Annotated in this window: 21 protein-coding genes; 10 read left to right on the forward strand and 11 right to left on the reverse strand. The window is 71.4% G+C overall.

Annotated features, from left to right (window positions below; genetic code table 11):
* The 4 genes from AB5J73_RS23465 to AB5J73_RS23480 form a co-directional block, all read right to left on the reverse strand.
* Entirely contained in the window at nt 1–1,059 is a 1,059-nt protein-coding gene (locus AB5J73_RS23465) for an SMI1/KNR4 family protein (RefSeq protein ID WP_370972262.1), read from the reverse strand.
* Nucleotides 1,060–1,068: 9 nt separating this feature from the next.
* Nucleotides 1,069–2,040: a TAXI family TRAP transporter solute-binding subunit gene (locus tag AB5J73_RS23470; protein ID WP_370972263.1), complete on the reverse strand. Its 972-nt coding sequence runs from the start codon at nt 2,038–2,040 to the stop codon at nt 1,069–1,071.
* Entirely contained in the window at nt 2,037–4,001 is a 1,965-nt protein-coding gene (locus AB5J73_RS23475) for a TRAP transporter permease (RefSeq protein WP_370972265.1), read from the reverse strand. The genes AB5J73_RS23470 and AB5J73_RS23475 overlap by 4 nt, the downstream gene beginning before the upstream one ends.
* Nucleotides 4,002–4,153: 152 nt before the next feature.
* On the reverse strand, nt 4,154–5,653 hold the full coding sequence (locus tag AB5J73_RS23480) for a leucyl aminopeptidase (RefSeq protein WP_370972267.1): 1,500 nt from the start codon (nt 5,651–5,653) through the stop codon (nt 4,154–4,156).
* Between the two features lie 110 nt (nt 5,654–5,763).
* Here AB5J73_RS23480 and AB5J73_RS23485 point away from each other — a divergent pair, with 110 nt between their 5' ends.
* Both AB5J73_RS23485 and AB5J73_RS23490 read left to right on the forward strand, forming a co-directional pair.
* On the forward strand, nt 5,764–6,609 hold the full coding sequence (locus AB5J73_RS23485; RefSeq protein ID WP_370972269.1) for a hypothetical protein: 846 nt from the start codon (nt 5,764–5,766) through the stop codon (nt 6,607–6,609).
* Nucleotides 6,602–7,276 carry a DUF402 domain-containing protein gene (locus AB5J73_RS23490; RefSeq protein ID WP_370972271.1) on the forward strand — a complete coding sequence of 225 codons (675 nt, stop codon included), beginning with the start codon at nt 6,602–6,604 and terminating at the stop codon, nt 7,274–7,276. The genes AB5J73_RS23485 and AB5J73_RS23490 overlap by 8 nt, the downstream gene beginning before the upstream one ends.
* Here the strand turns inward: AB5J73_RS23490 and AB5J73_RS23495 are convergent.
* Entirely contained in the window at nt 7,233–7,535 is a 303-nt protein-coding gene (locus AB5J73_RS23495) for a hypothetical protein (RefSeq protein ID WP_370972273.1), read from the reverse strand. The genes AB5J73_RS23490 and AB5J73_RS23495 overlap by 44 nt on opposite strands.
* Before the next feature lie 109 nt (nt 7,536–7,644).
* Between AB5J73_RS23495 and AB5J73_RS23500 the strand changes: the two genes are divergently transcribed.
* Nucleotides 7,645–8,748 (forward strand): branched-chain amino acid aminotransferase, encoded by a 1,104-nt coding sequence (locus AB5J73_RS23500; RefSeq protein WP_370972275.1) that lies wholly within the window; start codon nt 7,645–7,647, stop codon nt 8,746–8,748.
* Nucleotides 8,749–8,805: 57 nt separating this feature from the next.
* On the opposite strand, the gene cobT is transcribed toward AB5J73_RS23500, so the two are convergent.
* Nucleotides 8,806–9,882, reverse strand: a complete 1,077-nt coding sequence (cobT, locus tag AB5J73_RS23505; protein WP_370972277.1) for a nicotinate-nucleotide--dimethylbenzimidazole phosphoribosyltransferase — start codon at nt 9,880–9,882, stop codon at nt 8,806–8,808.
* 75 nt (nt 9,883–9,957) lie between these two features.
* On the opposite strand from cobT, the gene AB5J73_RS23510 reads away from it, so the two are divergent.
* Nucleotides 9,958–10,644: a 2-C-methyl-D-erythritol 4-phosphate cytidylyltransferase gene (locus AB5J73_RS23510; RefSeq protein WP_370972279.1), complete on the forward strand. Its 687-nt coding sequence runs from the start codon at nt 9,958–9,960 to the stop codon at nt 10,642–10,644.
* Here the strand turns inward: AB5J73_RS23510 and AB5J73_RS23515 are convergent.
* Nucleotides 10,641–11,084, reverse strand: coding sequence for a hypothetical protein (locus tag AB5J73_RS23515; RefSeq protein WP_370972281.1), 444 nt, complete (start codon nt 11,082–11,084; stop codon nt 10,641–10,643). The genes AB5J73_RS23510 and AB5J73_RS23515 overlap by 4 nt on opposite strands.
* Before the next feature lie 137 nt (nt 11,085–11,221).
* Here AB5J73_RS23515 and AB5J73_RS23520 point away from each other — a divergent pair, with 137 nt between their 5' ends.
* From AB5J73_RS23520 to AB5J73_RS23530, 3 genes are read left to right on the forward strand one after another with little or no spacing between them, the layout of a single operon-like run.
* Nucleotides 11,222–11,971 (forward strand): GntR family transcriptional regulator, encoded by a 750-nt coding sequence (locus AB5J73_RS23520; protein ID WP_370972283.1) that lies wholly within the window; start codon nt 11,222–11,224, stop codon nt 11,969–11,971.
* Nucleotides 11,968–12,810 carry a phosphoribosylaminoimidazolesuccinocarboxamide synthase gene (locus AB5J73_RS23525; protein ID WP_370972285.1) on the forward strand — a complete coding sequence of 281 codons (843 nt, stop codon included), beginning with the start codon at nt 11,968–11,970 and terminating at the stop codon, nt 12,808–12,810. The genes AB5J73_RS23520 and AB5J73_RS23525 overlap by 4 nt, the downstream gene beginning before the upstream one ends.
* Entirely contained in the window at nt 12,803–13,015 is a 213-nt protein-coding gene (locus AB5J73_RS23530) for a hypothetical protein (RefSeq protein ID WP_370972287.1), read from the forward strand. Before AB5J73_RS23525 ends, AB5J73_RS23530 begins: the two co-directional genes overlap by 8 nt.
* Here AB5J73_RS23530 and AB5J73_RS23535 read toward each other — a convergent pair.
* Together AB5J73_RS23535 and AB5J73_RS23540 are read right to left on the reverse strand one after the other, a co-directional pair.
* A complete protein-coding gene (locus AB5J73_RS23535; protein WP_370972289.1) occupies nt 13,012–14,001 on the reverse strand; it encodes an aldo/keto reductase family protein in 990 nt (329 codons plus the stop codon). The two genes, AB5J73_RS23530 and AB5J73_RS23535, sit on opposite strands and share 4 nt — an antisense overlap.
* 160 nt (nt 14,002–14,161) lie before the next feature.
* Complete coding sequence (locus tag AB5J73_RS23540; RefSeq protein ID WP_370972291.1) at nt 14,162–14,809, reverse strand: DUF3043 domain-containing protein; 648 nt, start codon at nt 14,807–14,809, stop codon at nt 14,162–14,164.
* Nucleotides 14,810–14,955: 146 nt separating this feature from the next.
* Here AB5J73_RS23540 and AB5J73_RS23545 point away from each other — a divergent pair, with 146 nt between their 5' ends.
* Complete coding sequence (locus AB5J73_RS23545; protein ID WP_004562664.1) at nt 14,956–15,333, forward strand: iron-sulfur cluster assembly accessory protein; 378 nt, start codon at nt 14,956–14,958, stop codon at nt 15,331–15,333.
* Between the two features lie 79 nt (nt 15,334–15,412).
* Here AB5J73_RS23545 and AB5J73_RS23550 read toward each other — a convergent pair whose 3' ends face one another.
* Complete coding sequence (locus AB5J73_RS23550) at nt 15,413–15,583, reverse strand: hypothetical protein (protein ID WP_370972293.1); 171 nt, start codon at nt 15,581–15,583, stop codon at nt 15,413–15,415.
* Between the two features lie 148 nt (nt 15,584–15,731).
* Between AB5J73_RS23550 and AB5J73_RS23555 the strand changes: the two genes are divergently transcribed.
* On the forward strand, nt 15,732–16,724 hold the full coding sequence (locus tag AB5J73_RS23555; RefSeq protein WP_370972295.1) for a carbohydrate kinase family protein: 993 nt from the start codon (nt 15,732–15,734) through the stop codon (nt 16,722–16,724).
* A 59-nt stretch (nt 16,725–16,783) separates the two neighbouring features.
* Here the strand turns inward: AB5J73_RS23555 and asnB are convergent, their stop codons facing one another.
* Nucleotides 16,784–18,718 (reverse strand): asparagine synthase (glutamine-hydrolyzing), encoded by a 1,935-nt coding sequence (asnB, locus tag AB5J73_RS23560; protein ID WP_370972297.1) that lies wholly within the window; start codon nt 18,716–18,718, stop codon nt 16,784–16,786.
* A gap of 184 nt (nt 18,719–18,902) precedes the next feature.
* On the opposite strand from asnB, the gene coxB reads away from it, so the two are divergent.
* Entirely contained in the window at nt 18,903–19,844 is a 942-nt protein-coding gene (gene coxB, locus AB5J73_RS23565) for a cytochrome c oxidase subunit II (protein ID WP_370972299.1), read from the forward strand.
* The last annotated feature ends 28 nt before the right edge of the window (nt 19,845–19,872 follow it).

The following is a 19,872-nucleotide window of genomic DNA, read 5'->3' on the forward strand; positions in this document are numbered from 1 at the left end:
CTAGCTGGCTTGGGCGAGCAGGGTGGCGTGCTTGACCAGGGCCGCGCGGAAGGACGGGTGGACGGTGGTGCCGAGGACCGGGTCGACCTCGACGACGTGCCCGGCCGAGAGCAGCAGCACCGCCGGTTCCGCCAGGACCACGACGCCGTTCTCGGCGCGCAGGTCGGCCGTGCCGAGCAGGCGGGGGAAGACCACGTCGGCGGGGAGGCCGTCGCAGGTGCGGAGGAAGTCGCGGTGGTCGGGTGGGAGTTCGACGCCGAGGCGGAGCTCTGCCGAGCGGATGGCGGCTTCCGATGCCGGGGGCGGGAGGGTGGACCGGCCGCGCAGGAGCGGGGCTGCCGCCGTCGCGCCGCCGGGCCGGGGTGGGCGGCCTGCGGATGCGCCGTCGCGCTGGAGTGGGGCTGTCGCGCCGCCGCGCAGGCGCAGGATCTCCGCGATCAGCTCCGGCCAGCTGCCGAGCTCCGGCGGGTAACGCTCGTGCAGGGCCGCGACCAGCGCACCCGCGCACGACGGGGCCCAGTCGCGCAACCCGAGCGGGTCCGCGCCCGCCACCAGCGCCGGGGCCAACGCCCGTGTCGCCGCGAGGGCCGCGACGTCGGGGTGCGGCCCGGCGAGGGAGGCCCAGAGCGCGAGATCGCCCTCGGCCACTGCCGTGCGGACGCGGTCCGGGCGGGCCGGCGCCACCTGCTTGACCACCTCCGCGATCGGGCCCGGCGGCAGCACACCCGCCAGGTCGGAGACCGCGCGGCGCAGCGAAACCGCGTGCGCGCGCTCTTCGGCGTCGAGGTCCAGCGGCGGCAGCCCCTCCGCCCACGCCGGACGCGCGCCGCGGGCCTCGAAGAGCATCGCCCACGCTCGGGCGCGCACCGGGTCCGGCGCCAGCGCGCTCACCGGCCGTTCCGTGCGGGCCAGCCACTGCTCCACCACCCGGTCGGCCTCGTCGAGCGCGCCGGTCACCGCGAGCAGCAGCGCGGCGTACCCGACCTGGTCGTCGACCGCCGCGTCGGGCGCGGTCAGGACGTCGCGGACCGCCGTCTCGAGGTAGTCGCCGGCGTCCACGCCCCGACCCTAGCCGAGCGCCTGCTTCGCCCCCGGGTGCAGCGGGACCGGGTCGGTCTGCGGGGCCAGCTGCTTGGTGATCTCCTTCGCCGCCGGGTGCACCTTCGCCAGCTCCGCCTGCTTGTCGAAGATCAGCTTCGTGATCGCGCACGCGTTGCCCGCCGGGAAGTCTTCGCGCACCAGCAGCAGGTTCGGCACCACGACCGTCGGCACGTCGGACGGCTGCGCGTAGGTCTTCGCGGGGATCACGGCCTGGTCGTAGACCGGGTTGACCTCCTTCAGCTTCGGCAGCAGCGGCGTGACGTCGAGGAACTTCACCTTGTCCTTCAACGCCGTCGTGATGTCGGTGATCTGCGCGGTCGGCAGCCCGCCGGACCAGACGAGCCCGTCGAGGGTGCCCGCCTTCATCCCGTCCGCCGTCTTGGCCAGGTCGAGCCGCTGCGCCTGGACGTCGGTGTCCTTCAGGCCCGCCGCCTGCAGCAGGCGGTTCGCGATCACCTCGGTGCCCGACTTCGGCGAGCCCGTCGAGATCCGCTTGCCCTTCAGGTCCGCGACCGAGGTGATGCCGGCGTCCGCGCGCACCAGGACCTGCGTCGAGTTCGGGTAGATCCGCGCCAGCGCCTGGACCTTCTGCGGCTTGCCGTCGAAGGACCCCCTGCCGTTCACCGCGTCCGCCGCGGTGTCGGCCAGGGAGAAGGCGACGTCGTAGTTGCCGGCGACGAGCTGCTGGATGTTCTGCACCGACGCGCCGGTCTCCGCGGCCGTCGCCCGCAGCTTGGTGTTGCCGCTGATCAGCTGAGCCAGCCCACCGCCCAGCACGTAGTAGACGCCGCCGCTGTTGCCGGTGGCGATGGTGATCCGGCCTTCGCCGGCTTCGCAGGACTGCGGACCGCCGGGTGCGGCCGAGTCCGTCTGCTGCTTCCCGCCGCAGCCGGTGACGGCCAAGGCGAGCACCGCGGCGGTGACGAGTGCGCGTTTCATGCTGTCCTCCTCTTGATCACGGCGTGGGCGAGCAGCGCGGCGGCACCGCACGCGGCACCGATCGCGATCGGCACCGGCTCCAGGTAGAGCAGGCACAGCGCGGCGGGCACGAACAGCAGCCGCACCGGCAGGCTGACCGGCCCGAACAGCCAGCCCCCGGTCACCACCGCCAGCGCGGCGACGGCCAGCGCGGAGACCGCCGCCACCCAGCCGACGGTCAGCGCGTCGGACTCCAGCAGCAGCGCGGCGCCGTTGTCGGTGAGCACGAAGGCGATCGGCACGAGGAACGCCGGGAGCGTGTACTTCCAGCACTGCCACATGGTGCCCAGCACCGAGCCGCCGGTGATCGCCGCCGAAGCGACGGCGGCGAGCGCGGTCGGCGGCGTGACCTCGGACAGCACGGCGTAGTAGAAGATGAACATCGCGCGCTCGGCGTCGGCGACGCCCAGCGTCTCCAGTGCCGGGCCGATCACGACCCAGGCGATGATGAAACTGGCGGTGACCGGTACCGCGAGGCCGAGTACGCCGACGGCGACCGCCGAGAGCAGCACGGTCAGGACGAGGATCACCGTGCCGTTGTCGCTGAGCACGCCGGCCAGTTCCACCAGCGCGTCCGCGAGTTCGAGGCCGAGCCCGGTCTTGGTGATGGTCGAGGTGATCACCCCGGCCGCCGCGCACACCGCGATCACCGGCAGCGCCCCGCGCACCCCGGCCGAAAGCGCGTCGACCATGTCCTTCGCCCACCCGCGGACGTCGCGGCGGCGGGCGATCAGCGCGAAGAGCGCGGCGACGCCGGTGGCGTAGACGACCGCGGCGAACGGCGGGATGTCGAGGGCGAGGAACACGACGATGATCGCCAGCGAGAGGAAGTGGTAACCGCCGCGCAGCAACAGCTTCCAGGGATCGCCGTGGGGGACGTCGACCGCTTCGGCCTTGAAGCGCCGGGCGTCGGCCTCCATCGCGAACACGATGCCGAGGTAGTACAGCAGCGTCGGCACGGTCGCCCAGATCAGCACCTTCAGGTACGACGTCTGCAGGTACTCGGCGATGATGAACGCGGCGGCGCCCAGCGTCGGCGGCGAGAGGATGGCCCCGATCCCGGACGCGGCGAGCAGGCCGCCCGCGTTTTCCTTGGGGTAGCGGGCTTTCTTGAGGATCGGCCAGGTGATCGAGCCGAGGCTGACGGCGGTGGCGGTGCCCGAACCCGAGACCGTGCCGAGCAGGAATCCCGACAGGACGGTGGTCCGGCCCGGCGCCGTCCGCGACTTCCGGAACGCGGCGAACGAGATGTCCACGAAGAACTGCCCGGCGCCCGAAGCGTTGAGGACGGCGCCGTACAGGGTGAACAGGACGATGTAGCTGCCCGCGACGTCGAGCGGGGTGCCGTAGAAGCCGCTGGCGTCGTTGTAGAGCGCGTTGACGATCTGGCTGAAGTCGATGCCCGCGTGCGCGATGCCCCAGTTCTGCGGGAGGAAGCCGCCGTAGTAGGCGTAGGCGAGGAAGAGCAGGCAGACGATCGGCAGCACCAGGCCGGTGGTGCGGCGGGTGGCTTCGAGGATCAGGACCAGCAGCAGCGCGCCGGCGACGATGTCCAGCGGGGACAGGATGCCCTGGCGGTCGAGGAAGGCGTCGTACCCGGTCAGCACCGGGTAGAGGCCGACGACCAGTGCGACGGCGGCGAGCGTCCAGTCGGTCCAGCCGGGGGCGTCCCCCGCGCGGGCTCGCGGGCGGTAGCAGAGGAAGACCAGCGGGAGCGTCGTGCCGAGGAAGAGCACCAGGTAGAACTGGTTGCCCTTGGCGAAGGGGAAGAAGACCTGCTTGAGCACCAGCACGGCGACGGCCAGCGCGACGAAGTAGACGACCCGGTCCGGAACCCGGGGGAGCTGCCGCGCGGGCCGTTCTTCGTCGTGCTCGGCGGCGATCGCGGCGGGAGTGTCCTCTTCGACCGGCCCGGTGGTCACCCAGCCACGGTACGGTGTCGCGGATCACACCGAAACCGGCAAAGGGATCACCCACCCCAAGCGCCCCAATGTGGCGTTGGTTGCGTCAGACGCACCCAATGTGGCGTTCGGTGCGTCTGACGCACCGAACGCCACATTGGGGCGCTTGAGACTCAGCCGTTGGCGGCGATGTCCGCCAGGACCGCGGCGATCGTGCGGACCGGGACGCCCGTGCCGCCCTTGCCGGTGTAGCCCCAGGGCGAACCGGTGTTGAACGACGGGCCGGCGATGTCGATGTGGACCCAGTCGAGGCCGTCGGCGACGAACTCGCGCAGGAAGATCCCGGCGGCGAGCATGCCGCCCCAGCGGTGGCCGGTCACGTTGGCCAGGTCGGCCAGCCGCGAGTCGAGGTCGGCGCGCAGTTCCTCCGGCAGCGGCATGGCCCAGCCGTTCTCGCCGGTGGCCTGCATGATCGTGGCGACGCGGTCGCGGAAGTCGTCCGAGCCCATCACGCCGGCGGTGCGGTTGCCGAGCGCGACGACCTGGGCGCCGGTCAGCGTCGAGGTCTCGATCAGGTAGTCCGGGTTCTCCTCGGCCGCGCGCACCATGGCGTCGACGAGCACGAGCCGGCCCTCGGCGTCGGTGTTGAGGACCTCGACGGTCTTGCCGCCGTACATCGTCAGGACGTCGCCCGGGCGGTAGGAGGTGCCCGAGGGCAGGTTCTCCGCCAGCGGGATGTGCGCGACGACCTCGAGCGGGTACTTCAGCTTCGCCGCCAGCACGACGGCCGCGAGCACGCCGGCCGCGCCGGACATGTCGGAGGTCATGTGGTCCATGTTCGCGGCGGGCTTGAGCGAGATGCCGCCCGAGTCGAACGTGATGCCCTTGCCGACCAGCGCGACCTTCTTGGCGGCCTTGGCGGGCTTGTAGCCGATGCGCACCAGGCGCGGCTGGCGGGACGAACCGCCGCCGACGCCGAGGATGCCGCCGAAGCCCTTGCGCTTCAGGGCTTTCTCGTCGAGGACCTCGAACTCGAGGCCGTTGTCCTCGGCCAGCTTCTTCGCGCGGTCGGCGAAGGAGGCCGGGTAGAGGTCGTTCGGCGGGGTGTTGATCAGGTCGCGGGCGGTGAGGACGGCTTCGGCGATGGAGGTCGCGGCCTTGAGCGTCGCCTTGTGCTCGCGGGCGGTGCCGTCGGCCGGGCTCGCGAAGTCGACCTTCGCGACCGGGGCGTCACCCTTCTCGGAGCGGTAGGCGGTGAAGACGTAGGAGCCCATGACCGTGCCCTCGACGGCGGCCTGCAGGTCGAGCTCGGACAGCGTCACGAGCGCGCGGTCGGTGCCGGCCAGCGCGCGGCCGGCGGCCCCCGCGGCGCGGCGGACCTGCTCGGGGGTGACGCCGTCGCCCGGCTTGCCGAGGCCGACGGCGAGCACGACGGCGGCCGGGAGCTTGCCCAGCGTCGGGACCTTGACGACCTCTTCGGCCTTGCCGCTCGCGCCGAGGGTGGCCAGCAGGTCGGCGAGGCGCCCGTCGAAGGCGGCGTCGACGGCGGCGGCGCCGTCGGCGAGGACCGGGCCGTCCTCGCCAGCCAGGGTGCCGATGACGACCACGTCGGCGCGCGTCTTGGCCAGTGCCTCCCCGGTGTTGTCGGACAGGGCGAGCTTAGGCACGGTCACTTCTGGCTCCTCGCGCGTTCTCGGTGGTACCGGGCACCGGCCCGGCCGGGATCGTGAGCCATGCTAATGACGACGGAAGCCGGGGTGAACAGAGGGAGAGGGAGGACCGCGTGCGGCTGGGTGGCGGGCTGCTGGTGCTACTGGCGGCGGGGGCGGCGGGCGCGGGCTGGTGGCTGCTCGCCGGGCTGGTGCTCGCGGCGGTCGCCGCCGGGGCGTCGGCGCGGGTGCCGGAACCGGGGGACGCCCTGGTCGACCGGGTCGTCGTGGTCCTCGCGCGGCTCGCCGAAACGACGGTCTACGCGATCGCGTTCGGGGCCTACGTCTTCCCGGCGCACCGCGAACTCGCCGCGGCGGCCTTCGCGGTCGTGGTCGCCGGGGCGGGGTTCGCCGGGCTGAAGGTCCCGACGATCGTCGTACGGATCGCGGGCGGGCTGCTGCTCGCCGCCGGGCTGGTGCTCGTCGTGGTGTGCGTGGCCGTCACGCCGGTGGGGACGGCCGACGCCCTCCGGCCGCCGGACTTCGCGGGTGTCCTCGTCGCCGCCGTGCTCGCGCTGCCGTTCCTGCGGCCGGGCGGCCGGGAGCACGCGGGCCTGCGGGTGCTGCTGCTCGGTGCGGTCGCGGTCCTGGCCGCGTTCGCCGCGCTCTACCAGCTCGGCGCCGTCCGGCTCGGGTTGTCGCCGACCTCGCTGCGCGACCTGCTCTCCGCCGCCGACGCGGACGCGCTGCAGCCGCTGCTGACCGCCGTCGCCGTGGCCGCCACGGTCGTCCCGGCGCTCGCCGCGGGCGGGCAGGTCCGGACGCGGGCCGGGGCGCCTGGGCTCGCCGGCCTGGCCGTCGCCGCGGTGGCCGCGTACTTCCTGCCGGTGCTGCCGGTGCTCGTCGCCGCGGGGCTGGCGACCGTGTTCGAGCTGCTACTGGGTGTACGCGCGCGCCGGTACAGTGGAGCGCGTGACTGATCGACGGTGGCGGCCGGGGCAGACGGTGGTCGAACGGTTCCACCGCCCGGACGGCTCGATCGGCCAGGTCCACCCGCTGCGCGTGCTGGCGGACGACGGCCGCGTGCTGCTCGCCTGGCTGCCGGCGGGCACGCCGATCGTCGGCAGCCGGCTCGTGGACGGGCGCTCGATGGCCGAAGCGCCCCTGGACCAGCGGTTCCGCATCCCGCGCGTGCCGGTGCCGGACTTCTGGCACCGCACGTCCACGCTGCGCCGCATCGCCGACGACGAATGGTCGTCGGTCTGGTGGTTCTTCGACGCCCAGGGCCGCTTCACGAACTGGTACGTCAACCTCGAGGTCCCGCTCGGCCGGAACCCGCAGGGGGTGGACCGCATCGACGGCGTGCTCGACGTCGTCGTCGACCGGGACGGCACCTGGCGCTGGGACGACGAGGACGAGGCCGAGGTCGCGATCGACGCCGGGCGGCTGACGCGGGAACAGCTCGACCGGCTGCGCGACGAGGGCGAGCGGATCGGCGCGCTGGCCGAACGCGGCGCCTACCCGTTCGACGGCACGGACACCGACTTCCGCCCGGACCCGGCGTGGCCGGCGCCCGAGCTGCCCCCGGGACTGCTGGCCGGGCTCAGCCCGCGGTCAGGAGAAGGATCAGCGCCAGCACGGCGTTGACGACCGCGAGGATCACGACCGACTTCGTCGGGATCACCTTCGGGAACACGGTCTTGCCGTGGATGCTCCGCCACCACACGATGGCGAACACCCCGCCGACCAGGCCGAGGAAGCCGCCGAAGCCGCTGTTGAGCACCGCCCAGCCGACCATGCCGAGCAGGCCGACACCGAAGGTCAGCAGCACCGCGGTGACGAACGTCTTGACGTCGGCCCCGCCGGTCTTGGGCCGGGGCACCGGCTCCGTGGAGTGGTAGGTCACAGCGCCATACTAGAGCGAGGGCCGTCCGGGCCGGCGCGGCGCGCGCGAGGGACCCGGAACACATGGACTTCCGACTAACGTGCTTCCGACCAAGCGGTATCGTCTAGCCATGACCACGACGACGCAGTTCGCCCCTGTCCCGCACCCGAGTCCTGCGAGCGCGGACCGTGTCGCGGAGGTACTCGAAGCCCCTGGATTCGGTACTTATTTCACCGACCACATGGTCACCGTGAAGTGGTCCAAGGCCGAGGGCTGGCACGACGCCCAGGTCGGCCCGTACGCCCCCTTCACGCTCGACCCGGCGACGTCGGTGCTGCACTACGGCCAGGCGATCTTCGAGGGCCTCAAGGCCTACCGCCAGCCGGACGGCTCGATCTCGTCGTTCCGCCCGGACGCCAACGCCGCGCGGTTCCGGCAGTCGGCCGAGCGGCTCGCGATGCCGCAGCTGCCCGAAGACGTCTTCGTCGACTCGCTGCGCGAGCTCGTCGCCGTCGACAGCCGGTGGGTGCCCACCCGCCGGGGCGACTCGCTGTACCTGCGGCCGTTCATGATCTCGACGTCGACCGGCCTCGGTGTCAACAGCCCGGCCGCCGACTACGTGTACACGGTCATCGCGTCCCCGGCCGGGTCGTACTTCGCCGGCGGCGTGAAGCCGGTCAGCGTCTGGCTGTCGACGGAGTACGTGCGCGCGGCCCCCGGCGGCACCGGCGCGGCCAAGTGCGCGGGCAACTACGCGGCTTCGTTCGTCGCGCAGGCGCAGGCCGTCGAGAAGGGGTGCGACCAGGTGGTCTGGCTCGACGCGGTCGAGCGGCGCTGGGTCGAGGAGATGGGCGGGATGAACCTGTTCTTCGTCTTCGGCTCGGGCGAGAACGCCCGGCTGGTCACCCCGGAGCTGACCGGCTCGCTGCTGCCCGGCGTCACCCGCAAGTCGTTGCTGCAGCTGGCTTCGCGGCTCGGCTACAAGATCGAGGAGCGCCGCATCTCCACCGAGGAGTGGGAGAAGGCGTCGGCGTCCGGTGAGCTCACCGAGACGTTCGCCTGCGGCACCGCGGCGGTGATCACCCCGGTCGGCCACGTCAAGCACGCGGGCGGCGAGTTCACCATCGCCGACGGCCGGCCCGGCGCGCTCACGATGAAGCTGCGCGAGGAGCTGACCGGCATCCAGGAGGGCACCCGCCCCGACACCGACCACTGGATGGTCAAGCTCGGCTGAGTGCCGTCGAGGCCACCTCATGGGCGACTGACGCCCGTGAGGTGGCCTCGAGGGCTTTCAGGAGGCGGGGGCCGCGATGAGGGGGCCGGAGACGCCGGCCTGGTCGTGCGTAGCCGTTTCGGCCAGGACGCGGGCGGCCATCATCAGCAGCGGCAACGCCGTGACCGCGCCGGTGCCTTCGCCGAGGCGGACGTCGAGTTCGAGCAGGGGCCCGAGGTCGAGGTGCTCCAGGGCCAGGCCGTGCGCCGGCTCGGCCGTCCGCTGCCCGGCCACCCACCAGCGGCGCGCGCCCGGGGCGAGGTCTTCGGCGACGAGCGCCGCCGCGCACGCCACCAGGCCGTCGAGGACCACCGGGGTGCGCCGGACCGCGGCCTGGGCCAGGAAGCCCGCCATGGCGGCGATGTCCGCGCCCGCCGTCGTGCGCAGCAGGTCCACGGGGTTGGCCAGGACCGCGCGGGCGCGGCGCAGCGCGTCGCGGACCGCCGTCGCCTTGCGCATCCACGCGTTGTCGTCGATGCCCGAGCCGCGGCCGACGACGGCGACCGGCTCGGTGCCGGTCAGCGCCGCCACCAGGACCGACGCCGGTGTGCTGTTGCCGATCCCGAGGTCGCCCGGGATGAGCAGGTCCGCGCCGCCGTCGACCTCGGCGTCGGCGATCGCGATGCCGGCCCGGACCGCGGCCTTCACCTCGTCCTCGGTCAGCGCGTCTTCGACGTCGATGGAGCCGGAGCCGCGGCGGACCTTGAACTCGCCGATCGACCGGGTCGCCGGCGCCTCGGTGTCCACGGCCAGGTCGACCACCCGGACGCTCGCGCCCGCGGCGGCGGCCAGCACGTTGATCGCGGCGCCGCCGGTCAGCATCGTGCCGAGCAGCTGCGCGGTGACCTCGGCGGGATAGGCCGAGACGCCCTTCGCGGCGATGCCGTGGTCGCCGGCGAACACGATCACGCGCGGCCGGGTGAACGGCCGCGGCGGCGACTGGCCCTGGCACGCGGCGATCCACACGCCCAGCTCTTCCAGCCTGCCCAGCGACCCGGCCGGCTTGACCAGCTTGTCGTGCAGGGCGATCGCGTCGGACCGGGCGTGGTCGTCGGGCGGGGTGATCTCGGGGAACTCGATGTTTTCCGGCTCCACACCAGGCCCTTTCTCGGTCCGCGGCAACGCTGTGGCCAACCTACCGGTGAGCCGGCACCGGTAGTCTCGCGGCTCGTGGAGACGACGGCGGCCGCGGTGGTGCTGGCCAGCGGCGCGGGTACCCGCGTCGGCGCGAAGCTGAACAAGGTCTACCTGCCGCTCGGCGGGCGCCGGGTGGTGGCCTGGTCGCTGGACGCGTTCGCGCGCGTGCCCGGCATCGGCGTGCTGGTGCTGGTCATCCGGCCGCAGGACCGGGAACTGGCGGACGAGGTCCTCGCGGATTTCGACGGCGACGTCGAAATCGTGCACGGCGGGGACACGCGCCAGGCGTCCGAGCTCAACGCGCTGCGCCACCTCGCCCCGAGAATCGCAGGCGGCCGGGTCGACGCCGTGCTGCTGCACGACGCGGCCCGGCCGCTGGTCCACCCACAGCTGGTCGATGCGGTGCTGACCCGGACACGCGAGGACGGGGGGGCTGTGCCGGGCCTTGCCGCGGACGACATCGTCGGGGTGGATGCCGGGCACCTGGTCGCCCAGGTGCCCGGCGCGATCCGCGTCCAGACGCCTCAAGGCTTCCGGGCCGGACCGCTGCTCGAGGCCTACGAACAGGCCGAGCGCGAAGGCTTCTCGGGTACGGACACTTCCTCGTGCATGGAGCGGTTCTCCTCCCTGCCGATCCGGTGGGTCCCGGGTGCTCCCGAGAACCTCAAGATCACGTATCCCCACGACCTGGTGGTCGCGGAGCGGTTGCTCGCCCGCTAAGCGCAGGCGGGCGGGCCGCCGTCTTCCCCTTCCGTGGTGCTCGTCGGCCGGATGGTGACGTCCTGCCGCAGTTCCGCCGGGACGCCGCAGTCCGGCTGCGGGCGCAGCGCCTGCAACGGCGCGCCCGGGGTGCCGGGTTCCGCGAGGGTGAGCACCGCGCGCAGCGTCCACACCGGGGTGGCGTGGTACTGCCAGGTGACGACCCGCGGGCTGAACACGTCCGTGCCCGGGAAGGTCGGGACGCGGTAGGCGCTGGCCCGGTGCTCGTCGCGGAGGATGATGACGTCCGCGCAGGTCGGCCACCGGTGCACCGCCGCGTAGACCTCCGGGGCCTCGCGGCCGCCGAACAGGTGCAGCACCCATTTGCGGCGCCGGAGCTCCTCGAGGAGTTCCTCGAGGCCCTGGCCGCTGGATCCGGTGTGAGGTGTGGGCGGGGACACACTTTCGAGGGTAACTTGCGTACTAGAGCGCAGTCCAGCTCGTGTACTAGTACACCTGGGTGGTTCTGATCAGGGCTTTGTCTCCGACACCCTGGCGTGCTAGAACACTTGTGCGTTAGTCCCCGTGAGGAGCTGCCGTGCCCACCCTCGACCGTCCAGAGCCGCCGTACCTGCAGATCGCGGGCCGGATCCGTGACGACATCCTGTCCGGCCGGCTGCAGGAGGGCGACACCGTGCCGTCCGCCCGCGAGATCGCGCGCACGTGGGCCGTCGCCATGGCGACGGCCACCAAGGTGCTGGCCACCCTGCGTTCCCAGGGCCTGGTGCGGCCCGTGCGCGGCGTCGGCACGGTCGTCGACCGCGGCGGCCTGCACCGCACGGCCCGCGACCGCTCGGCCGCCTCGTCGCGCACCGGGCGGATCTACCCGCCCGGCCACTACGCGGTGATCCGCTCGGCCGGGCTCGAACCGGCGTCCGAGCGCGCCGCCGCCGTGCTGGGCCTCGAGGAGGGTGCCCCGGCGGTCCGGCGGCAGCGCACCACGTACGGGCCGGACTCGCGGCCGCTGTCGACGTCGACGTCGTGGTTCGACGGCGCGCTGTCGGCCAAGGCGCCGGCCCTGCTGGTCGCGGAGCGGATCGTCGAGGGCACCTCGGCCCACGCGGCCGCCCGGCTGGGCACGAAGATCGTGACGACGCAGGAACGGCACGCGGCGGGCCGCGCGAGCGGCGAGGAGGCACGCGAGCTCGGGCTGCCCGAAGGGGCGCCGGTGCTGCTCGGCCGGAGCACCTTCCTGGCGGCCGACGGGACGGTCGTCGAGTACGGTGAGTCCGCCGCCTTGCCCGACCACTGGGTTTTCTACGAGTACACGACTGAGGACGGCGAATGAAGAAGATCCACGCGGGCAAGGTCCGCGACCTGTACGAGCTCGACGGCGGGGACATCCTGCTGGTCGCGTCCGACCGGGTCTCGGTCTACGACGTGGCGCTGCCGACGCTGATCCCGGACAAGGGCGCGCTGCTCAACCAGCTGTCCGCGTGGTGGTTCGACAAGATGGCCGCGGTCGTGCCGAACCACGTCGTGTCCACCACCGACGTGCCGGCGGAGTTCGCCGGGCGCGCGATGCGGTGCAAGCCGCTGAAGATGGTCAAGGTCGAGTGCATCGCCCGCGGCTACCTCGCCGGCCTGGGCCTGCGGGAGTACCAGCGTGACGGCAAGATCTCCGGCGTCGCGCTGCCGCCGGGCCTGCGCGAGGGCGACAAGCTGCCGGAGCCGATCTTCACGCCGACGACCAAGGAGTCCGACACCGGGCACGACGAGTTCATGACCTTCGACGAGGTCCTGAACGACATCGGCGAGGACACCGCGAAGCGGCTTCGCGAGCTGACGCTGGAGATCTACACGAAGGGCGCGGAGCACGCCGCGAAGCAGGGCGTCATCATCGCGGACACGAAGCTTGAGTTCGGGTTCGACGCCGACGGCACGCTGACCCTCGGCGACGAGGTGCTGACGTCGGACTCGTCGCGCTTCTGGCCCGCCGACGACTGGGAGCCGGGCCGGCCGCAGCACGCGTTCGACAAGCAGTTCGTCCGCGACTGGTCCCGCGGCACGGGCTGGGACCAGACCCCGCCCGGGCCGGAGATCCCGGCGGACATCGTCGAGCAGACGCGGCAGCGCTACACCGAGGTCTACGAGCGGATCACGGGGAAGACCTGGGTCCGTGGGTGAGTTCGACCCCTACCAGCTGATCGACGACGTCGAGACGCTGCTGACCGAGCGGGGGCTGGCGCCCTCGCGCGTGCCCGGCCGCGGCGGCGACCGGCTGGCGGGGGCCAGCCGCCTCCTGCGCGGGTTCGGCCTGGAGCCCCGGATGGCCCCCGAGGACGCGTTCGACCTCGGGGTGCCGTTCCAGGGCCGGATCAACCAGGACTAGGGGCTCTTCGTCAGGTTCGCGTCGCGCTCGACGACGTCACCGAGGACGTCGTCGATGGCGGCCAGCAGGTCGGCGTCGAGCTTCTGGCCGGCGGCCTTGACGTTCTCGTGCACCTGCTCCGGCCGCGAGGCCCCGATGATCGCCGAGGCGACGTTCGGGTTCTGCAGCACCCACGCGACGGCCAGCTGCGCGAGCGTCAGACCGGCCTGCTTCGCGAGCGGCTCCAGCTCGGCGACGCGCTTGAGGACGTTCTCGTCGAGGAAGCGGGCGACCATGTTGGCGCCGCCCTTTTCGTCGGTCGCGCGCGAGCCGGCAGGGTAGTCCTGGCCGGGCTTGTACTTGCCGGTCAGGACGCCCTGCGCGATCGGCGACCAGACGATCTGGCTCAGGCCCTCGCGCTCGGAAGCGGGGATGACCTGGTCTTCGATGACGCGCCAGAGCATGTTGTACTGCGGCTGGTTGGAGACGAAGGGGATCTTCAGCTCGCGGGCGAGGGCGGCGCCGCGGCTGATCTGCTCGGCGGTCCACTCGGAGACGCCGACGTAGAGCACCTTGCCCTGACGGACGAGGTCGGCGAAGGCGAGCATGGTCTCTTCGAGCGGGACGGTCCGGTCGAACCGGTGCGCCTGGTAGAGGTCGACGTAGTCGGTGCCGAGCCGGGCCAGGGACGCGTTCGCCGATTCGAGGATGTGCTTGCGGGACAGGCCCTTGTCGTTGGGGCCCTTGGGGCCGGTGGGCCAGAAGACCTTGGTGAAGATCTCCAAGCTCTCCCGCCGCTGGCCCTTCAGGCCGCGGCCCAGTACCGATTCGGCGGCGGTGTTGGCGTAGACGTCGGCGGTGTCGAAGGTGGTGATGCCGGCGTCGAGTGCGGCCTTGATGCAGGCGTGGGCCTGGTCCTCCTCGACCTGGGAACCGTGGGTGAGCCAGTTCCCGTACGAGATCTCACTGACGTTGAGGCCGCTGCGGCCGAGACGACGAAACTCCATGGTGCGAGCTTAGGCGGAAATCGTTTGCTTTGCTAACGACCCTGGAGTGACTCCAGCCTCCCCCCGGCCGGCTCCGGAGGTCGCGAATGACTCATTCGGGACCACCGATGTCCCGAATGAGTCATTCGCGACGCTTGGTCGCGGGCTTCTCGCATCCAGCTCAGTTGGGGATCGGGTCCCCGGGCTTCAGCCGCGGCTTCGGCACCCGCAGCCGGCGGATCTGGGACGCCCGGACGAACGCGTACCAGCCGATCGAGCGGCCGTTCACCGTCTCCTTCGGGAACCTCTCCCGCACCAGCTTCGCGATCTTCCGCCCGTTGACGAAGCCCTCGATCGCCATCACCAGCAGCATCGCCGTGCACAGCAGCGTGATGTACGACTGGACCTGGGGCAGCGGCACCAGCAGCGCGAGGAACACCACGATCGCCAGCGGCATGAACAGGCCCAGCAGGTTGCGCCGGGTGTCGACCAGGTCGCGGACGTACGCCTTCACCGGGCCGCGATCGCGGGGGAGGAGGTACTTGTCGTCACCCGCCATCATGCGGTCGCGGCGCAGCTTGGCGGCCGCGCGGCGGTCTTCCTTCGTCTGCGGGTTCGACTTGCGCAGTTCCTTGTTGCGCTTCATCGCCTCGCGCATGGTGGTGGGCGGCGGCGCCACCGGGCCGCGCTTCTTCGCCTCCGCGTCTCGGCGCTTCGGCGTAGCCTTGCCCTTACCGGGCGTGAACGCCTTGCCCGCGACGTCGACGGCTTCCGTCGTCTCCGGCTCTTCGGCGGCGGTGTCTGTGGTGCTTCGGCGCAGGAACCTCACCTCACCAGGGTATTGCAGGCGTCACGCCGCCGTTCACCAGGTCGATCGATGTGCGACCATGGTGGGGGAACAGAACGGACGCCCCGGGTGTTGAAGACGTCAGCACGAGGAGTATCCGCAGTGAGTTCGAACTTAGAGGGAGTGCCATGACGACCGCTGAGCACGCCGGCGCGACGCAGGCCGAGACCGCCGAAGAGACCCACGGCGTCACGCTGACCGACGCCGCGGCTTCCAAGGCGAAGGCCCTGCTCGAGCAGGAGGGCCGCGACGACATGCACCTGCGCATCGCCGTCCAGCCCGGTGGCTGCGCGGGCCTGCGCTACCAGCTGTTCTTCGACGAGCGCACGCTCGACGGCGACCTGTTCCGCGACTTCGACGGCCTCAAGGTCGCCGTGGACCGGATGAGCGCGCCGTACGTCTCGGAAGCCGTCATCGACTTCGTGGACACGATCGAGAAGCAGGGCTTCACGATCGACAACCCGAACGCCACCGGCTCCTGCGCCTGCGGCGACTCGTTCCACTGAGCCGCGGCGACGCCGGCAGACGAGAAAGGCCCCGTCCCCCGAGAGGGAGGCGGGGCCTTCTCCGTCTTTGCGGACTACGTCAGACGTAGGCGTCGAGATCGGCAACCTGGGCGTGGCACGCCTCGTCGACCTGCCACGGCTTGGCCGCGACGCGGGGCTGCGGCAGGCTCTCGGCCTGCAGGTTCTCCGGGATGAGCGCGCAGTCGGCGATCAGCTCGGACAGGGTCTCGGGTTCGGTGACGGCGTTCACGATTCGTAACGCTATTGATCGCGATTCGACTGGAGAAGGAGTACCAGCCGGTAGTGTCGGTTGGGCGCGCGCGAACTACCCGGATGGGTCATGACCCGGGGGTAACTTCGCGCCTTTTGCCGTGAGGTCGAACACAAAGGAGCAGCCGGTGGCAGACAGGGCCAGGATCGCGGTGTCCGGCAGTATCGCGACCGACCACCTCATGCACTTCCCGGGCAGGTTCGCGGAGCAGCTGGTCGCGGAGCAGCTGCACCGGGTTTCCCTGAGCTTCCTCGCCGACGACCTCGTGGTCCGGCGCGGCGGCATCGGCGCCAACATCGCTTTCGGGCTCGGGGTGCTCGGCGTCCAGCCGGTCCTCGTGGGTGCCGTCGGCGCCGACTTCGCCGACTACCGCTCCTGGCTGGAGCGCCACGGTGTCGACACCTCCGGCGTGCACGTGTCGGAGGTCGCGCACACCGCGCGGTTCGTCTGCACCACCGACGAGGACCTCTGCCAGATCGCGACGTTCTACGCGGGCGCGATGGCCGAGTCCCGCAACATCGAGCTGCAGCCGATCGCCGAGCGCGCCGGCGCGCTCAGCCTGGTGCTGATCAGCCCGGACGACCCGGAAGGCATGGTCCGCCACGCCGAGGAGTGCCGCCAGCGCGGGTACGCCTTCGCCGTCGACCCGTCGCAGCAGCTGGCCCGGATGAGCGGCGAGCAGGCCCGCGCCTTCGTCGCCGGCGCGAAGTACCTGTTCAGCAACGACTACGAGTGGGAGCTGCTGCTCCAGAAGACCGGCTGGACCGAGGCCGACGTCCTCGCGCAGGTCGGCCTGCGGATCACGACGCTGGGGGAGAAGGGCGTCGAGATCGTCGGCAAGGACGGCACGGCCCTGCAGATCGGCGCGGTCCCCGAGCGGGCGAAGGCCGACCCGACGGGTGTCGGCGACGGCTTCCGCGCCGGCTTCCTGGCCGGCCTCGACGGCGGTCTGAACGTGGAGCGCGCGGCCCAGCTCGGCTCGCTGATCGCGGTGCTGGTGCTGGAGACGGTCGGCACACAGGAGTGGACGTTCGACCGCACGGACGCGCTGGCCCGCATCGGCGACGCCTTCGGCCCGGACGCCGCCGACGAGATCGCGGCGGTCCTGCCGGCGGCCTGAGCCCCGGAACGAGGAAGGCCCCGCACCGAACCGGTGCGGGGCCTTCTCCGTCGGAAACCTCAGAGCTTGACCGGGTACACCGGCTCGGGGACCTCGGGCTTGATGCGGTGCTCGACGAAGATGCCGTGCCACAGCATGAACACGATCAGCGCCCACAGCTGGCGGCTGCGGTCCAGCTGGCCCGCCTTGTGCTCCTCCAGCAGCGCCAGGATCGCCTTCTTGTCCAGCAGCTCCTCGGTCCGGGAGTCGCTGATGATCCCCTTGGCCCAGTCGTACATCTCGTTGCGCAGCCACAGCCGGATCGGAACCGGGAAGCCGAGCTTGCGGCGGTTGAGCACGTGCGCCGGGATGATCTTGGCCAGGGCCTGGCGCAGCGCGTACTTCGTCGTGCCGTGGGCCAGCTTCTGGTCCAGCGGGATCGACGCCGCGACCTTGAACACCTCGGCGTCGAGGAACGGCACCCGCAGTTCCAGCGAGTTCGCCATGGTGACCTTGTCGGCCTTGACCAGGATGTCGCCGCGCAGCCAGGTGTAGAGGTCGACGTGCTGCATGCGGGCCACCGGGTCCCAGCCGCGCGAGACGTCGTACCAGGGCGCGGTGACGTCCTTGAAGCCGACGCCCTCCTGATACGTGCGAAGGACGTTGCGCAGCTGGTCGTCGCGGAAGTTGCGGGCGTTGCCGTAGTAGCGGTCCTCCAGCGGCAGCGCGCCGCGGCGCAGCAGGTCCTTGCCGCGGGTGCCCTCGGGGATCTTCGTCGACACCTTGCCGATGAGCTTCCGCATGCCGCCCGGGATCTTCTCGAACGGCGCCAGCGAGATCGGCTCGTTGTAGATCGTGTAGCCGCCGAACAGCTCGTCCGCGCCCTCGCCGGAGAGCACCGCCTTGACGTGCTTGCGGGCCTCGCGGGCGATGAACCAGAGCGGGACCAGCGCGGGGTCGGCCACCGGGTCGTCGAGGTACCAGACGATGAGCGGCAGCACCTCCATCATCTCGTCCGCCGACACCGTCCGGACCACGTGCTTGACGCCGATCGCGGCGGCCGACTCGGCGGCGACGTCGACCTCGGAGTAGCCCTCGCGCTCGAACCCGGTGGTGAACGCGATCAGGTTCGGGTTGTGCTCCTTGGCCAGCGTGGCGGTGGCCGTGGAGTCGATGCCGCCCGACAGGAACGCGCCGACCGTGACGTCCGGGTCGGAGATCATGTGCTTGCCGACCGAGTCGCGCATCACATCGGCGATGCGCTGGTGCAGCTCCTCGGCTTCGGCCTGCGTGTGCACCGGCTTGGCGCTGAACTGCGGGTGGAAGTAGCGGGTGAACTTCACCTCACCGCCCGGGACCACCTCGAACGACGTGCCGGACTCGACGCGGCGGATCGCGGTGTGCAGCGACTCGGGTTCGGGCACGTACTGCAGGACCAGGTAGTGCTGCAGGGCCTTCCGGTCCAGCTCCTGGGCGACGCCGAGGACGTCCGACAGCTCCAGCAGGCTCTTCTTCTCGCTGGAGAACGCCACCCCGCCGGGGCCGGCCGAGTAGAACAGCGGCTTGATGCCGAACGGGTCGCGGGCGCCGAAGACGCGCTTCTCCTGGGAGTCCCAGATCATGAAGGCGAACATGCCGCGCAGGCGCTTGACCCAGTCGGCGCCCAGGTAGTGGAAGCCGGCGACGATGGCCTCGCCGTCGCCCTCGGTCTCGAACTTCGCGCCGTACTGCGCGGCGAGCTCTTCGCGCAGCTCACGGTAGTTGTAGATCTCGCCGTTGAAGTTCATCGTGTACCGGCCGGGCGCCTCCGGCGGGCCCCACACCAGCGGCTGGTGCGCGTGCTCGACGTCGATGAACGCGAGCCGGTTGAAGCCGTAGACGACCTCGGCGTCGGCCCACGTGTCCTGCTCGTCGGGGCCGCGGTGGCGCTGGCAGCGCATGGCCGCGCCGACGGCGTCACGCGCGTTCGCCGCGCCGGTCTCGGTCGCGCAGATCAGTCCAAGCAGGCCGCACACGGGTACTCACACACCTTCAGGGGTATTCGCGGGGCTGGGAAGCGCCCAGTATGCCGGGCCGGTCGTGGCGAGTACCACGCGCGTCGGGGGTTACCCCTTGGTCAGCGGAGTCGGCCAACTCGGCTAGGCTCCGCCTGTCACGAAGATCTGTCGTAGGAGGCTCTGGGTGAAAGGGCGAGGCGCAGTGGGACAACCCGAGCGCACCCTGGGTAAGCGGACCGTGCGCGTCGCCGCGTTGGCGGTGCTGGTCGCGCTGACCGCGACGGGTTGCTCCGGCGACGAGATCCTGCGGTTCGGCTGGCCGGTCGGCGTCACCGAGCAGGCGAACCAGATGCGGAACCTCTGGACCTGGACCGTGGTCGCGGCGCTGGTCGTCGGTGTCATCGTGTGGGCCCTGATCTTCTGGACCGCGACGTTCCACCGCAAGAAGAAGACGGTCGACGGCGAGCCGGAGGAGCTGCCCCGGCAGTTCCAGTACAACATCCCGCTCGAGCTGTTCACGGTCGTCGTCCCGACGATCATGGTCTGCGTCCTGTTCTTCTTCACCGCGACGACGGAGTCGAAGGTCCTGGACAAGATCCCGAACCCGGACGTCAAGGTCCAGGTCGTGGCCTTCCAGTGGAACTGGGAGTTCAAGTACGAGGACGAGTCGGCGAAGAAGGCCGACGGCCAGCAGGTCAGCACGGTCGGCTCCTCCGGCGAGATCCCGCTCCTGGTGCTCCCGGTCGGCAAGACCATCCAGTACGACCTCGTCTCCACCGACGTCATCCACTCCTTCTGGGTCCCGGAGTTCCACTTCAAGCGGGACGTCATGCCGAACCCGGAGAAGAACAACCAGGACAGCTCCTTCCAGAACAAGATCGACCGCGAAGGCTCCTTCGTCGGCCGGTGCGCGGAGCTGTGCGGCACGTACCACTCGGTGATGAACTTCGAGGTCCGGGCGCTGTCGGCCGACAAGTACGACCAGTACATCGGGCTGCGCAAGCAGACGAACCCGGCGACCGGTCAGAACTTCACCGCGGCCGAGGCGCTGGCGAAGATGAACTGCGGCGAGCTGTGCACCCCGCACGCGGTCACGACCCAGCCGTTCAACACCGACCGCACGGCCCGCACCGCGTCCAACTGACGCGGCCAGAACAGGAGTAGGGAAGTCC

Source organism: Amycolatopsis sp. cg9 (assembly GCF_041346945.1).
In the GTDB taxonomy this organism is placed as follows: Bacteria; Actinomycetota; Actinomycetes; order Mycobacteriales; family Pseudonocardiaceae; genus Amycolatopsis.

Coding starts and splice junctions, on each gene's coding strand:
- AB5J73_RS23470 (WP_370972263.1), bottom strand. CDS start 2,040: ATGAAACGCGCACTCGTCACCGCCGCGGTGCTCGCCTTGGCCGTCACC.
- AB5J73_RS23500 (WP_370972275.1), top strand. CDS start 7,645: ATGACCACGACGACGCAGTTCGCCCCTGTCCCGCACCCGAGTCCTGCG.
- AB5J73_RS23525 (WP_370972285.1), top strand. CDS start 11,968: ATGAAGAAGATCCACGCGGGCAAGGTCCGCGACCTGTACGAGCTCGAC.
- AB5J73_RS23535 (WP_370972289.1), bottom strand. CDS start 14,001: ATGGAGTTTCGTCGTCTCGGCCGCAGCGGCCTCAACGTCAGTGAGATC.
- AB5J73_RS23545 (WP_004562664.1), top strand. CDS start 14,956: ATGACGACCGCTGAGCACGCCGGCGCGACGCAGGCCGAGACCGCCGAA.